This window comes from Brevibacillus porteri, from assembly GCF_003013475.1.
Taxonomy (GTDB): domain Bacteria; phylum Bacillota; class Bacilli; order Brevibacillales; family Brevibacillaceae; genus Brevibacillus; species Brevibacillus porteri.
In genome coordinates this window covers 57,497-71,351 of record NZ_PXZO01000045.1, presented here as the reverse complement: position 1 = coordinate 71,351, position 13,855 = coordinate 57,497, and the positions used below count along the sequence as shown (strand labels likewise).

At 48.2% G+C, this 13,855-nt stretch carries 15 protein-coding genes; all 15 read right to left on the bottom strand.

Features of this window, described 5'->3' with window-relative positions:
* Window positions 1-31 precede the first annotated feature (31 nt).
* The 15 genes from C7R92_RS22475 to murG all read right to left on the bottom strand — a co-directional run bounded on the left by C7R92_RS22475 (window position 32) and on the right by murG (window position 13,807).
* Window positions 32-730, bottom strand: coding sequence for a YggS family pyridoxal phosphate-dependent enzyme (locus tag C7R92_RS22475; RefSeq protein WP_106835699.1), 699 nt, complete (start codon window positions 728-730; stop codon window positions 32-34).
* A 20-nt stretch (window positions 731-750) separates the two neighbouring features.
* Window positions 751-1,581: a peptidoglycan editing factor PgeF gene (gene pgeF, locus C7R92_RS22470; protein WP_106835698.1), complete on the bottom strand. Its 831-nt coding sequence runs from the start codon at window positions 1,579-1,581 to the stop codon at window positions 751-753.
* A gap of 81 nt (window positions 1,582-1,662) precedes the next feature.
* Entirely contained in the window at window positions 1,663-1,941 is a 279-nt protein-coding gene (locus C7R92_RS22465) for a YlmC/YmxH family sporulation protein (RefSeq protein ID WP_017249551.1), read from the bottom strand.
* Window positions 1,942-2,101: 160 nt separating this feature from the next.
* Window positions 2,102-2,881, bottom strand: a complete 780-nt coding sequence (gene sigG, locus C7R92_RS22460) for an RNA polymerase sporulation sigma factor SigG (RefSeq protein ID WP_007717728.1) — start codon at window positions 2,879-2,881, stop codon at window positions 2,102-2,104.
* A 149-nt stretch (window positions 2,882-3,030) separates the two neighbouring features.
* Complete coding sequence (gene sigE / locus C7R92_RS22455; protein WP_007717727.1) at window positions 3,031-3,753, bottom strand: RNA polymerase sporulation sigma factor SigE; 723 nt, start codon at window positions 3,751-3,753, stop codon at window positions 3,031-3,033.
* Between the two features lie 42 nt (window positions 3,754-3,795).
* Window positions 3,796-4,749, bottom strand: a complete 954-nt coding sequence (gene spoIIGA / locus C7R92_RS22450) for a sigma-E processing peptidase SpoIIGA (protein WP_106835697.1) — start codon at window positions 4,747-4,749, stop codon at window positions 3,796-3,798.
* Window positions 4,750-4,985: 236 nt separating this feature from the next.
* Entirely contained in the window at window positions 4,986-6,134 is a 1,149-nt protein-coding gene (gene ftsZ / locus C7R92_RS22445) for a cell division protein FtsZ (RefSeq protein ID WP_015892088.1), read from the bottom strand.
* 126 nt (window positions 6,135-6,260) lie between these two features.
* A complete protein-coding gene (ftsA, locus tag C7R92_RS22440) occupies window positions 6,261-7,514 on the bottom strand; it encodes a cell division protein FtsA (protein ID WP_015892089.1) in 1,254 nt (417 codons plus the stop codon).
* A 142-nt stretch (window positions 7,515-7,656) separates the two neighbouring features.
* Window positions 7,657-8,004 (bottom strand): small basic family protein, encoded by a 348-nt coding sequence (locus tag C7R92_RS22435; protein ID WP_017249553.1) that lies wholly within the window; start codon window positions 8,002-8,004, stop codon window positions 7,657-7,659.
* A gap of 2 nt (window positions 8,005-8,006) precedes the next feature.
* The gene (locus C7R92_RS22430) at window positions 8,007-8,753 is read right to left on the bottom strand and encodes a DUF881 domain-containing protein (protein WP_017249554.1); all 747 of its coding nucleotides are present in this window, start codon (window positions 8,751-8,753) and stop codon (window positions 8,007-8,009) included.
* A gap of 20 nt (window positions 8,754-8,773) precedes the next feature.
* Window positions 8,774-9,484, bottom strand: a complete 711-nt coding sequence (locus C7R92_RS22425) for a DUF881 domain-containing protein (RefSeq protein WP_017249555.1) — start codon at window positions 9,482-9,484, stop codon at window positions 8,774-8,776.
* Between the two features lie 22 nt (window positions 9,485-9,506).
* Complete coding sequence (locus C7R92_RS22420) at window positions 9,507-10,292, bottom strand: cell division protein FtsQ/DivIB (protein ID WP_069849618.1); 786 nt, start codon at window positions 10,290-10,292, stop codon at window positions 9,507-9,509.
* A 131-nt stretch (window positions 10,293-10,423) separates the two neighbouring features.
* Window positions 10,424-11,680, bottom strand: a complete 1,257-nt coding sequence (gene murA, locus C7R92_RS22415) for a UDP-N-acetylglucosamine 1-carboxyvinyltransferase (RefSeq protein ID WP_017249557.1) — start codon at window positions 11,678-11,680, stop codon at window positions 10,424-10,426.
* A 15-nt stretch (window positions 11,681-11,695) separates the two neighbouring features.
* Complete coding sequence (gene murB, locus C7R92_RS22410) at window positions 11,696-12,601, bottom strand: UDP-N-acetylmuramate dehydrogenase (RefSeq protein WP_017249558.1); 906 nt, start codon at window positions 12,599-12,601, stop codon at window positions 11,696-11,698.
* A gap of 102 nt (window positions 12,602-12,703) precedes the next feature.
* The gene (gene murG / locus C7R92_RS22405; RefSeq protein WP_106835696.1) at window positions 12,704-13,807 is read right to left on the bottom strand and encodes an undecaprenyldiphospho-muramoylpentapeptide beta-N-acetylglucosaminyltransferase; all 1,104 of its coding nucleotides are present in this window, start codon (window positions 13,805-13,807) and stop codon (window positions 12,704-12,706) included.
* Between the last annotated feature and the right edge of the window lie 48 nt (window positions 13,808-13,855).

Genomic DNA, 13,855 nt, shown 5'->3' with positions numbered 1-13,855 from the left:
TCTCTTACTCCGTGGTTTGGTCTGTTTTCCTTTACTCCGGCTTGACCAATACCGACCCCAACCGAATATATGTAGCTCCTTCTTCAATGGCCACTTCAAAATCACTAGACATGCCCATAGACAGCTCTTCCACCTGTGCGTGCGGGAATGCCATTTCGTTAATCCGTTGCTTCCACTCATACAGGCCACGGAACACCTGTCTGGCTTCCTCTTGGGTTTCGACAACAGGCGCCATCGTCATTAATCCGACGATACTTATATGTTTCATATTACTGGTTTCGCGCAAAAAAGCCAATACGTCATTGGGACTAAGCCCAAATTTTGTCTCTTCGCCGGATATATTGATCTGCAAAAAGCATTTTACGACATGATCCAACGCTTCACCGCGTCGATTCAGCTCTTGTGCCAAAGAAAGCCGATCCAGAGAATGGATGTACGGGAATCGTCCTACGACTTCTTTTGCCTTGTTTGTCTGGAGGTGCCCAATAAAATGCCAGATCCCTTTATCGCCGTGTAGCTGGTGCTTGGGCAAGGCATCCTGCACGCGATTTTCCCCGATATTCTCTACGCCTACAGCGAGCAAGTCCCCAACGGCATCTGCGTCGACATACTTGGTCACAGCAATAATTTTTACTTCCTCACGTTTGCGGTTCGCCCGATCGCAAGCAGCCTGAATTCTTGCTTCAATGGATTGCAGTCGTTCTTTTAACAGTTCTTGTTCCTTGGTCATAACGAACCCTTCCCTTTCTTCTACAGGTTTTCCTTCCAGCCGATATAGGAAGCCATGCGTCCGGTAGTTCCTTGTATCCCAGCTTCCTTGCGATGAGAGAAAAACAAGTCTGTTCTGCAGCTTGTACACCAATCCGTGGATAAAATATTCCCTGAAGAAATTCCTGCTTCGAGTAATATCTCTGTGTTCAGCTGACGAAGGTCCAGCATATACCGCTCTCCTGTCGAGGAGATTACTGCTTTTTCCCAATCGGCTGCACAAGTGCGTACTTGCGTCATGATTCGCTCATCAACTTCATAGCAACAGCCGCCAATGGATGGGCCAATTGCGACGCGGATACCCTCTGGCTTTGCTTGATAGTGCTTCGTCATTGCCTTCACCATTTCCTCGGCAATACGGCCCACTGTCCCCTTCCAGCCTGCGTGCGCAAGTCCGATTGCTCCCGATTGGGGATCTAGAAAATAGAGAGGAACGCAATCTGCATAAAACGAGGTCAGCATGACTCCTTTTTCAAGGGTAAACAATCCATCCGTTGCAGATATGACGTCCTCCAGACTTTCTTTTCCCGCACCGCCTGATGTGACCTGGCATATCCGATTCCCGTGCACTTGGTCGGCGCATGTCCACGCTGTAAAAGACATCCCGACTTGTTCTGCTAGCTTGCGTCTATTGGCTACTACGTTCGCAGATTCATCACCCACATGCAACCCCATATTAAAAGACCCGTACGGTTGTTCACTTTCCCCGCCTGAGCGAATAGTAAACCCCGCCACTAAGCCAGGAAATTGTTGCTCCCACTCTGTTACCGATAAGATTGACTTATCCTCTACCCTGACAAATGGTTCTCTCATGTTGTCACCTTCCTCATATGGCTAATCATACCATAGCCGAAAAGAAAAGAAAGGCTATCCGTGCCTTTCTCCCTTTACGCATTAGTATTCTTCTCCACCTGAAGTTTTCACTTCAACTTTAAGTGCTTCTTCCATCCGAACAAGCACCACATCTTTCCCGATCTTCACAATATTGCGCCAGGGTATGACATAATCGTTCCCGGCAGAAAAGAAGCCGAGAAACTTGCCTGGTCCCGGTACGACGATAGCCTCTACACGACCGTGACGCAGATCGATCTCCAAATCTGAAATTTGCCCAAGCCGTTTCCCATCGAGAATATTTACCACTTCTTTGGTCTGGAAGTCAGAGATTTTTACCATTCTTCCTCACCTTCTTTTCTCCGTTACTTTCAGTATATGAGTCCACCGAGGAATATGTCCGCTTCTTTGCCAAAAAGTAAGGGGATTGAAAACTAACTTTTCCACTCGTACAAAAAACCCGAACGGTACAAGACCGCCGGGTCGCCTATTTGGTTTTTCCTTACGATTGAACGTGCTTTTGCATATGGGCAATTGCCGCTTTTTCTAATCGAGAGACCTGTGCCTGTGAGATACCGATTTCCTCTGCTACTTCCATTTGCGTTTTTCCTTCGTAAAAGCGCATGGATAATATCATTTTTTCTCGGTCACCTAGCCGCTGCATTCCCTCACGAAGCGCAATTTCTTCGACCCACGTGACATCTTTGTTCTTCTCGTCACTAATCTGATCCATGACGTAAATCGGATCGCCGCCATCCTGATAAATCGGTTCAAACAAAGAAACCGGATCTTGGATCGCATCGAGTGCAAACACGACGTCTTCTTTGGCCACGTTCAATTCCTGAGAAATCTCGATAATGGTAGGCTCTCGCGAATGTTTGTTGGTCAGATTGTCACGCACCTGCAAGGCCTTGTACGCGATGTCTCGCAAAGAACGGGAAACGCGAATCGGATTGTTGTCCCGTAAATAGCGTCGAATTTCTCCAATGATCATCGGTACGGCATACGTGGAAAACTTCACATTTTGTCCGAGATCAAAGTTGTCGATCGCTTTCATCAATCCGATGCAGCCCACTTGAAACAAGTCATCCACGAATTCTCCGCGATTGTTGAACCGTTGAATTACGCTAAGCACCAGTCGCAAGTTGCCGTTGACCAGCTTCTCGCGGGCAGCCAGCTCCCCACTTTGCAGGCGCTCAAACAATTCCCGCATCTCTTTGTTTGTCAACACCGGAAGCTTGGAGGTATCTACCCCGCATATCTCTACCTTATTGCGCGTCACGTCTTTCCCTCCTCGAAGCAAGAAAAAAGTCCCTAACCCGGTTGTCTTGAAAGGCCGCGTAACTGACGCGTAGCCGACCAAGAAGGTGGCAAAAACCACCATCTGTTTCGGTTTAGGAACAGTATCCCCCCAAGCTGGGAAAATATGCGTTAGACCATCTTGTTGAATTCTTTTCGCAACCGTTTTATAATTCGCTTTTCCAAACGCGAAATATACGACTGTGAGATTCCTAACAAATCCGCTACATCCTTTTGTGTCTTTTCCTCTTCTCCCGCTAAGCCGAAGCGCAGCTCCATGATAATTCTCTCGCGGTCAGACAGCTTATCCAGTGCTTTTTTCAGAAGCTTTCGATCCACTTGGTCCTCGATGTTTTTATAAATCGTGTCATTCTCCGTACCCAAAACATCTGAGAGCAACAGCTCATTGCCATCCCAATCAATGTTAAGCGGTTCATCAAAAGATACCTCTGAACGAATTTTATTATTGCGGCGAAGATACATGAGGATTTCATTTTCGATACAACGAGAAGCATACGTTGCCAGCTTGATGTTCTTGTCTGGATCAAAGGTGTTCACAGCCTTGATCAAGCCAATAGTGCCAATGCTGACCAAGTCCTCAATATTAATTCCCGTATTCTCAAACTTGCGGGCGATGTATACGACCAGACGAAGATTGCGTTCAATGAGCATACCGCGAACAGCCGGATCACCAGACGGCAGTCGTCCGAGCAGCAGCTCCTCTTCTTCTCTGGTCAACGGTGGAGGCAATGCTTCACTCCCGCCAATATAATAGACTTCTTCGGCGCGTACACCAAGCCAGAGCAAGATTCGGTACCAGGTCAATTGGAGTTGTAGGCGAAGTTTTACATACATGATTAGCCCTCCTGTTTGAGAATAAAGGTTGTTTCTTCGTGATCAATAGACGACTTTTTGAACATCCGCTTCATAGGTTTCCATCATGGCTGGGTGCACGATGGCCTGATACTTGCCGTCAGCGGCCAATGGGATCGGGTTAAGCCCGATTAACACCCGTTCTGTTTCAAAACGAATCCCGTCTTGCACAACCATGACATGGTCTGGTTTGATTGCGAGTAAAAAATCCATACCTCTTGACACGCTGCGATACGGGATCAAGCGTACCCGAGACTGCCATTCCAGCGGCAGATGGTCCCAAGATCCGTCCAGCTTCTCCCACACTCCACCGTTTTCATCGGCTTGTCGGAGAAGCGACGGCGGAAGCAAATGTGCGAACATGCGATTCTCCATAATCATGACGGGTATGCGTGTAATTGGCTCGTGGAGCTGGTTTCCAGTATCCACAAGTCCACGGCAAATGACTTTTTCCCCTGCCACCGTAACGACGACATCGACAAGAAAGGTTTCGATTCTTCGCGGCTCCTGAATCGCGCGGTAGCTCTTTTTCCCGAGAAAAAATATCAGGATAAAACCGATCAGAACAATCCCCAAGGTTGGCTTGAAACCTACGCCAAACCCATCATTATGCGTGACAACCAGTCCATTTACAATTTCACTCTGCGGTGCCAAAAAATACTGTAGCCCAAGCACTCCCCCTCCGAACACAAATGCGACAAAGTAAAAAATGATTAAGTTTTGCGCAAAGGACAACAACCTCCTGTTCCCAAAAGCAATCCACAGCATGATGACAGAAAAGAGCAGTTTGACCCACCATTGATACATCGGAGAAAATACAGGAAAAAAGAAAAAGATCAGATACGCGGAGCCAAACAGGGACGCAAGTATCATTCTCCACCACACCATGCGCTCTTTGCGAAAATAAGCAGTAAACCAGAGTAACAAGGTATCAATAGCCACATTCAGGAGTAGAATGATATCAAGATACACAACCACTTGCTTTCCTCCTCATCTTTTGACCGACTTGGCAGCAAGCATGTGTCCTAGCAAAAATGGTAAATAGTAGGACGACTTCTATCAGTAAAAGCAGTATATATCAATGTGTATGTAAAGTCTGTCAATTCTTGACGGTGTTTTTTTGGTTTTTTTGTCTAACATTTTTTCATCCAATCAACGAAAAAAAGCCTTGTCCCCACTGACGGGAACAAGGCTTTTGACAGTCGTTTATCGCTTTAGTTTTTGTTGCGGCGGCGATTGCGCAGGAATGCTGGAATATCCAGATTATCCAGGTTGCCCATGGAGAAGAAGGACTTGTCTTCCTCTTCTTCCTTCGCACGGCTGTTATTCGTATTGGAAACTGGTGTCGGACGATTACCAGGCGTGTTGATCGGCTGTTGTTGACGACGTGGAGCTTCCGCCGCGCGTTGACTATGCTCGAAGCCTGTTGCAATTACGGTCACTACCAATTCATTTTTCAAATCCTCGTTAATTACCGCACCGAAAATCATGTTAACATCTGGGTCCGATGCAGAAGATACGATATCAGCTGCTTCGTTTACTTCGTACAAGCTCAGGTTCGTACCACCTGTGATGTTCATGAGAACACCGCGTGCACCATCAATCGCAGTTTCGAGCAGTGGGCTGGAAATAGCGCGACGAGCTGCTTCAGCCGCACGATTTTCGCCGCTACTTACACCGATACCCATGAGAGCAGAACCACGCTCAGTCATGATCGTCTTCACGTCAGCGAAGTCCAAGTTGATCAGTCCAGGTACCGCAATCAGGTCGGAAATACCTTGAACCCCTTGTCGCAGTACGTTGTCAACTTCGCGGAACGCTTCGAGCATTGGTGTATTTTTGTCAACGATTTCCAAAAGTCGGTCATTAGGAATCACGATCAGTGTGTCTACTTTTTCTTTCAGAGCAGCAATACCGATCTCACCGTGCTGGGAGCGTCTGCGACCCTCGAAGGAGAACGGACGGGTTACTACACCAACGGTAAGAGCACCCATTTCCTTAGCGATCTCTGCAACAACAGGTGCTGCACCTGTACCCGTACCACCACCCATACCGGCAGTTACGAATACCATGTCAGCTCCACGCAGAGCGTTTTCAATCAAATCACGGCTTTCTTCCGCTGCTTTTTTACCGATCTCAGGATTTGCACCTGCTCCAAGTCCACGTGTCAGCTTTTCCCCGATTTGCAGCTTGATATCTGCACTAGAGAGCTGAAGTGCTTGCGCGTCGGTGTTCAAGGTGATGAATTCTACACCCTTTACTCCACCTGCGATCATGCGGTTTACTGCGTTGCTACCTCCGCCCCCGCAACCAATGACTTTAATTCGTGCAAAAGATTCCAAGTCCATATCAAATTCCAGCATATTGCTAGTCCTCCCCAATTCAACATAAGAAAAACTCGTGGCTACAGAAGCCTGTCAACTAAACACAATGGAACGAAACGATCCCCGACTTCGTCATTGTAGTTAAGCTCGGTAAAGCGAACTCCCTTAAATAAATTCGCTAAACCAGTTTTTTACTTTTTCCATCAAACCGCCGCCTTCTTTTGGCTTAGACGAGACGGTTTGCTTCTGAGTGCCCTTGAATGAGGGGGTGACGCGAATGCTGCGGCGCTCCATCAACTGCAAGGCATATTGAATCAAACCTACCCCGGTGGTGTAGGCAGGATCTCGCACTCCGATGTAATCAGGAATCGCAATTCGAACAGGTGCGTCCAATTCTTCTTTTGCCAATTCCAACATGCCCGGCATGGCTACGGTACCACCCGTAAGAACATAGCCCCCTGCAATTTCGTCGCGGTAGCCCAATTTGTATACAGCATCCTCGACTAATTGGAATATTTCCGCAGCGCGCGGCTCGATAATATTGGCCAAATCCACTTGCGTAAATTGTTTTTCGACTTCGCTACCAATCCGGTTCACCTTGAACTTCACATCTTCAGATGCTTCGTCAATAAGGGCACAGCCGTTTTTGGTTTTCACACGATCTGCCACATCTGTATGCGTGCGTAGTCCCAGTGAAATATCGCTAGTAATGTGGTCGCCACCGATGCCGATCACGGTGGTCGCTGCCAGTTTCCCTTGTTCGAATACACCGATCGTGGTAGAACCCGCACCGATGTCGACAAGAACGACACCCATATTTTTGTCATCTTTGGATAGAGCAACAGTGCTAGCCGCAAGCGGTTGCAAGAATATTCCAGCTACACGCAGATTGGTTCGTTGAGCACAGCGAACGATGTTATGTACGACCGTTTTCAACCCGGTCACAATAGTCCCTTCCATTTCCAGTCGGACACCAATCATCCCACGAGGGTCCTTAATGCTCCCTTGTCCATCAACGATGTACTCCTTTGGGACTACCTCGATGATTTCACGGTCTGGAGGAATAGCCACAACCTTCGCTGCCTGAATTACGCGTTGAATATCTTCTTCTCGTATCTCACGGTCTTCGCTGGATACAGCGACAACCCCTTGGGTTTCATGCAGATCGATATGGTTTCCAGTGATCCCCACATACACTTCTTCGATTGAAACGCCAACCATGCGCTCCGCATGATCAACCGCTTCTCGGATGGCATGCACGGTTTGGTCGATGTCTACAATCACGCCCTTCTTGATGCCTTCTGAGTGTGATTGTCCGACGCCGATGATGTTGATGGAACCATTGTTGATCTCGCCGATCATGACGCGTACTTTGGATGTTCCAATGTCTAGGCTGACTATGAGTTCATTGCTTACCAAACCTGTGACACCTCCCCTGCTACGTCTTTTTTCTTGCTAAAATGAGAACACCTGCATAAATTATTCCACACAGGACAACCATTCCCTTTTTTTCTTATTGATTTTTTGTAAAAAAATGACCATCTTCCCATTTTCCTTCGCGTTAATCTTGCTGATTGATCCATTTGGATAGAACAATTCTCCTAATGACAGCGAGATTGTTGAACAAGCGGACGCCGAAAGCCACGATCGCAGCCAAATATAGATCAATCCCCAAGAACCCTCCGATGAAGGCCAAGCCTGCTGCAAAAAGTGTGTTGAAAAAGAATCCAGACATGAAAATACGAACGTTAAAAGTACGTTCTAAAAACGAACGAATCCCCCCAAAGATCGTATCCAATCCCGCCAGGAGGGCTATTGATAGATAGCTACTATACTCCTGGGGCACACGCCAATCCAGCAGGAAGCCGACAACAAGACCGACAATCAGTCCGATAAGCGGGAGCCACATGGTTACGAATCTCCTTTTTCTTTCACAGGTTTCATAAATTGAATGACACGTGTTTCGTTATTCGCTGAAATCATCAGCTTGTCCCGTTTTTCTGCCAGCACCTTTTTATTCGCCAGTTGAAAGTTCTCTTCTACGCCCTCCAGCTTCAATGCGGACAACAATACTTCAGGTTCCCCCAATGCTTTTATCTCATACGGAGCCCTAATCGTCCTGGTATCGATTTGGATGACGTCTCCCACATTGCGGATTGCAGTGGTAGCAATCAGTCGATGGCCATTAATGGAAACAGCTTGTGCTCCGTTTGCAAACAGGATATTTACCAACCAGCGCAAATCTTCATCGTCAATCGTATAGTCTCCTACAACAGGCACAGGCATATGTTCATCCATAGCTGGTTGTTCAGACGTATGGGCATCGACAACATCAATAACGATGCCTTCTCCCTCCATCCCTACCATACCAGCCATTCGGCGAGTCCGTGCCAACTCCTCTTTCATAACGGAGATACTTTCATCTTCACTGAGTGAGGTTTCGTATTGGTAGTACAGCTGATTATACTTTGAAATGTCTGCGAGCAGGTTTTTGTGTTTCTCCAGTTCTTTTTGCAACGTGGTCCGAAGTTCCGCGATGCTGCGAGACTCTTTATGAACAGGATGAAGACTGCTTCGTAATTGCACAGTCAACATCACACCTATGATAGCACTAATAATGGCAAGAATAAATGTGATTTTACGGCTTTTTTGTAACATAGGTAAACGCATCCTTTTATTTAGGAGTGTTTCGTTTTCGCGTCACCAACAAAGGCAGGCAGCTCGACCCGCTCTTTTTTGGCTACGCTTATTTGGACAAAATCTTGCAAGGAGTGCAAAACACCACCCGGCAAGTTCAAAGCACTGTCTAGTGTATCGGGATTTCCAATCGCTGTTACGACAAACGGAGCGGCCGACTTGATGCCGTTTACGATAATCGTTGGTCCAATACAACGGATCTCGGAATTGCTCACCACTCGCTGTCCGTTAATGCTGATGGCCTCTGCTCCTGCTGCACGCAGTTCATTGACGACCAGGCGCACATCCTGCTCATGCACGATGTAGTTCGCGATGTCTGCGCTGTTCGCTGCATTCTGGCTATCCTGCATCGTTATGACAATACCCGGCCCTGCAACAGCGACTACCCCTGCCAGCATCCGCGCTGCATCCAGTTGACTGAGTGTCTCTGCAGCCTCCGATTTACGCTCTGCCATCGCTTCTTCCACTTTTCCCACCTGACGCTGCAAATCGAGCAGTTGATTTTCCAGATGCCGATTTTGCTCCTTCTCAGCCAAAATTCGGTCATTTAATTGCGTTTCCTGTTGGAACAGCTGATCATTCATCCGTTCTTTGCGCGTAAGCTTGTTCGTTTCGAAGGAAGTGGCCACTAGAAAGCCGGTAGATAACGTCACGATGGTTAAATACAAATGAAATTTGCGACGACGACTCATTGTCTACTTTCCCCTTTTTTATTTACTGCTGTGGTTGCTCTTGCCCTTCCTGTATAGGAATAGCCCCTTGAGCACCGTACGGAATAAACCACGGCTGCTCAAACAAAGAGAGCACCCCTTTTGTATTTGACGGCAATTCTTTCACGATCGTCGGGTACCAGTTCATCATCTTGTCGAGCTTGTAGATGACACTTCTTACTTCATTCCCGTCTCGCATGTACAGCGTGACGCGTTGCTTGTCGTAAACCGTTGGCGTCAGCGTAATATCCGAAATTTCCGCGAGTACATCTGGCGATAATTTCGATAGCGACTTCGCAAGATGGGGAAGGAGCTCAGGTGAAGCCCACGAGCTAATCAATGGCCTGTCCACTACGCGCTTGGCGAAATTAACCTGTTTGAGCACATAGCCATTGTCCAGTAAGGCATAACGGCTTCCGTCCTGCCCACTCCAAAAAGCGACGCGCTTTTGTTCGGTTATATGTAGCGTGATCAATCCAGGGAAAGAGCGGCTCACCGTCACATCTTTAATGGCCTCTAATGGTTTCATGTTAGTTCGTACACTGTTCTCCCATACGTTTAGAAACTGCATGTCCTTTTTTAAGCCAGATTGTGTAATGATTTGCTCCGTCGTATAAATATCATTACCAATCACTCGAATCTCTTGCACCTTACTGTAAGGGGAACGGATAAAAACGATGATGAGAATGGTAAGAAAAAATAGTACCAGTAGAATGACCAGCTTGCGGTTGCCCCTTCTTCTGGGGCGTTGTTGCTTAACTTGCGGAATGCGTTCCTCATATACCGCCATGGCCGTACCCTTCCTCATGTTTTTTAGGCTCATTGCCCAGAGCAAAGTAAATTACTGGATGTCTTTCGAATAAATGTCATTAAACAAAACAGGGAAAGCGGCATAACATTATGCCGCCCACTCTCCCTCGGTTAAATCGATACGCGTGATATATCGGCTCCTAATTGAAGCAACTGCTCTTCCAGCCGATCGTATCCGCGATCGATATGATGGATCTGGTTCACCGTGGTAATACCTTCTGCAGCAAGCCCTGCGAGGACTAAGGCAGCACCTGCTCGAAGATCGGTAGCTTCGACATTCGTAGCGGTCAATTTGTTGACACCCCGAATGATTGCGGAGCCAAGATCTACGTATATAGAGGCGCCCATTCGCGCCAATTCATTCACATGTTTGAATCTTCCTTCAAAAATGGTCTCTTTAATGACACTCGTTCCCCTAGCCTGTGACAGAAACACCATCAGCTGCGCCTGCAAATCGGTTGGAAACCCTGGATATGGCGAGGTGATGATCCGGTCGTAGGCACGTGGACGGGAGGTGCTTTTGATTTCCATTATATCATGGCGGGTCTTGATTTCAACACCGCAGCTACGGGCGACCTCAATCAATGCCATCAATTGCTCAGGCAGTGTATTGGTCAATTCGATATGTCCCTGTGAAATACCGACAGCCAGCAGATAGGTTCCTGTCACAATCCTGTCCGGTATGATCCGGTAACTGACGGAACGCAAGCGAGGTACACCACTGATCTCAATCGTATCGGTGCCTGCCCCTCTGATCCGCGCCCCCATTGCATTCAGGAAATTTTGGAGGTCGATGATTTCCGGTTCTCGTGCTGCATTACAAATTCGGGTCGTGCCTTTTGCCAGCACAGCCGCCATCATGATATTTTCCGTCGCGCCCACACTAGGGAAGGAAAGAAAGATATTGGACCCACGCAATTGTTTGGCCCGAAATGTAATGTAGCCTTCCGATTCTTCGATCTTGGCTCCTAGCGCAGTCAATCCAGCCAAGTGTAAGTCAATCCTGCGCTCTCCAATGTCACATCCACCTGGCCTGGAAATCGTGACCTCACCCAGACGTGCCAGGAGTGGTCCCGCCAAAAAAATCGAAGATCGCATTTGGCTCATTAAATCATCCGGCACCTGCGGGACACAGACAGATGTTGTATCCAGATCGACACATCCGTCCTCATGCTTCGTATTCGCCCCAAGCAGCGTCAAGATTTCGAGCATGACTTTAATGTCTTTTAGATGGGGGACGTCATAGATATAGAATTGCCCTTCCGCGAGCACAGCAGCGGCAAGAATGGGAAGAGCAGCGTTCTTAGCACCTTGGATCCGAAGCGAACCGGACAGAGGTCTTCCGCCTTCGATCGCAAAAGTCTCCAAACTTTCACCTCCGTGTTACCCCTCGCCCACCACCAGGACTTCCGGATGCAGGTCAATCCCATTTTTCTCGAGAATGGTGCTCCGCACGTGATCAATCAAGGTGAGGACGTCGGCAGCCGTTGCACCTCCGCAATTCACGATGAAGTTGGAGTGTTTTTCTGAAACCTGAGCTCCTCCGACCCGATAGCCCTTCAGCCCAGCCGCCTCAATCAGGCGACCTGCGTGGTCATTTGGCGGATTTCGGAACACGCTGCCGGCACACGGCATCTGCAGTGGCTGCGTATTGCGCCGTCGTTCCTTATTGGCAGCGAGTGTGGCCGCAATCTCCTTGCGGTCGCCCTTCCTCAATTGAAAACGGGCTTCTAACACGATCCCTTTTTGCTTTTGCAAAAGAGACGTCCGATAACTAAAGCTCAGTTCCTCGTTACTCAACACTTTACTTTCGCCGTTGTCGAAAAGGATCTCGGCATCAATAAGAATACGTGAAAGATCAGATCCGTGTGCCCCCGCATTCATATAGACGGCGCCGCCTACCGTACCAGGAATCCCTCCTGCAAACTCCATACCTGTTAATCCCATCTTGCCTGTCTCCACCGCCAGGCGGATCATGGAATATCCGGCACCCACACACACCTCTTCGCCCCTGAACTCACAGTGGCTTAAACCCTCGGCCACTTTAAGCACGGCTCCACGTATCCCTCTGTCCCTCACCAGAAGGTTTGAGCCGCGCCCGATTACACTCCAAGGAATTTCATGACGATGGATGATCTGCAAGGCTTTTTGCAAGGATGCTTTATCCTTTGGTTGGATTAACAAATCAGCAGGACCCCCGATCCGCCACGTTGTATGATTAGCAAGGGGTTCATCGGTCCACACTTTTTCGATTCCTGCTTGCATGAGTTCATCTGCGATCTTTTTCATTTGTGAACCTCCTGATACGTTTGCTAGGTCGGACCTAGTCTTCTCACGTGTTTGCTCCATACTATGCGTTCGCCCAGATCGGCGTGACAATCGCCCATCCGATCATTTTTTTCGTGTAATCGCCTCTAATTGACGGACAATCTCCGTCGCTGCTTGCGGCATCCCCAAGGAAAGAGCACTGTTTTTCATTTCTTCCCATTTCGCTGGATTGGCAAGGATATTTTCCAAGGAAAGTAGCAAGCTCTCTCCGGTAAGCTCCCGCTCTACGATAACATGAGCTGCCCCTGCGCGCTCCAATCCTCTTGCATTTTTCTCTTGATGGTTGTTCGTGACATACGGGGACGGAATCAAGATCGAAGGCACACCTAGTGCCGTTATTTCAGCCAAGGTAGATGCCCCTGCACGACCAACCAATACATGCGTAGCCGCCAAAACATCCGGCATATTATGGACGAAAGGAAGCACAGAAATGTTACTTGGAAGTGTTCCCAGTTCACGAAGCTGTGCCGAAATCGTTTCAAAATGAACGTCGCCTGTCACATATACAAAATGGGTTTCGGCATATTTGCCCAACTGCGTAACAACTGAAAGCACCGCCTCATTTATTGCGCGCGCTCCCCTGCTACCACCAAAGATCAGCACGATTTTTTTGTTGTTGTCCACGCCCAAAAAGCTACGACCCGCCTCTGCATTACCGTGCATAACTTCCGTTGCACGCGGATTTCCGGTCAGTACCGTTTTGGACGGGGGAAAATGGGCAAGCGATTCTTTGAACGAAACGGCCACCCGAGTTGCTGAACGAGAAAGAAACTTGTTGGTCAAGCCTGGCACTACGTTTTGCTCATGGATGAGAGTCGGAATCCCCAATCGCGAAGCTGCATATACGACTGGACCACATACGTAGCCACCCGTCCCAATTACGACATCCGGTTTGAATTCGCGGAGCATTTTCTTCGCATCGCCAACTGCCCGGACGAATTTCCACAAGGACTTCAGGTTGTCCAACGACAGCTTGCGTTTCAACCCGCTAATTTCCACGGATTGGAAAGGTATATTTGATCTCGGAACCAAACCTGCTTCCAAGCCTTTTTTACTACCAATATACAAAAAGGCAGCCTGCGGATTTTGGCGGGAAACTTCCCTCGCCACCGCAAGCGCCGGATAAATATGTCCACCTGTGCCACCGCCTGTTAAGACGACACGCATACGTTCACACCCTTTTTTGAGAAGGAGTAGCAATAGACTGATTACTTG

Excerpts from the sequence above, each read along its gene's own strand:
- C7R92_RS22475 (WP_106835699.1), bottom strand. The coding sequence starts at position 730 with ATGACCAAGGAACAAGAACTGTTAAAAGAACGACTGCAATCCATTGAA.
- pgeF (WP_106835698.1), bottom strand. The coding sequence starts at position 1,581 with ATGAGAGAACCATTTGTCAGGGTAGAGGATAAGTCAATCTTATCGGTA.
- C7R92_RS22465 (WP_017249551.1), bottom strand. The coding sequence starts at position 1,941 with ATGGTAAAAATCTCTGACTTCCAGACCAAAGAAGTGGTAAATATTCTC.
- sigE (WP_007717727.1), bottom strand. The coding sequence starts at position 3,753 with ATGTATGTAAAACTTCGCCTACAACTCCAATTGACCTGGTACCGAATC.
- ftsZ (WP_015892088.1), bottom strand. The coding sequence starts at position 6,134 with ATGCTGGAATTTGATATGGACTTGGAATCTTTTGCACGAATTAAAGTC.
- C7R92_RS22435 (WP_017249553.1), bottom strand. The coding sequence starts at position 8,004 with ATGTGGCTCCCGCTTATCGGACTGATTGTCGGTCTTGTTGTCGGCTTC.
- C7R92_RS22430 (WP_017249554.1), bottom strand. The coding sequence starts at position 8,753 with ATGTTACAAAAAAGCCGTAAAATCACATTTATTCTTGCCATTATTAGT.
- C7R92_RS22425 (WP_017249555.1), bottom strand. The coding sequence starts at position 9,484 with ATGAGTCGTCGTCGCAAATTTCATTTGTATTTAACCATCGTGACGTTA.
- C7R92_RS22420 (WP_069849618.1), bottom strand. The coding sequence starts at position 10,292 with ATGGCGGTATATGAGGAACGCATTCCGCAAGTTAAGCAACAACGCCCC.
- murB (WP_017249558.1), bottom strand. The coding sequence starts at position 12,601 with ATGAAAAAGATCGCAGATGAACTCATGCAAGCAGGAATCGAAAAAGTG.
- murG (WP_106835696.1), bottom strand. The coding sequence starts at position 13,807 with ATGCGTGTCGTCTTAACAGGCGGTGGCACAGGTGGACATATTTATCCG.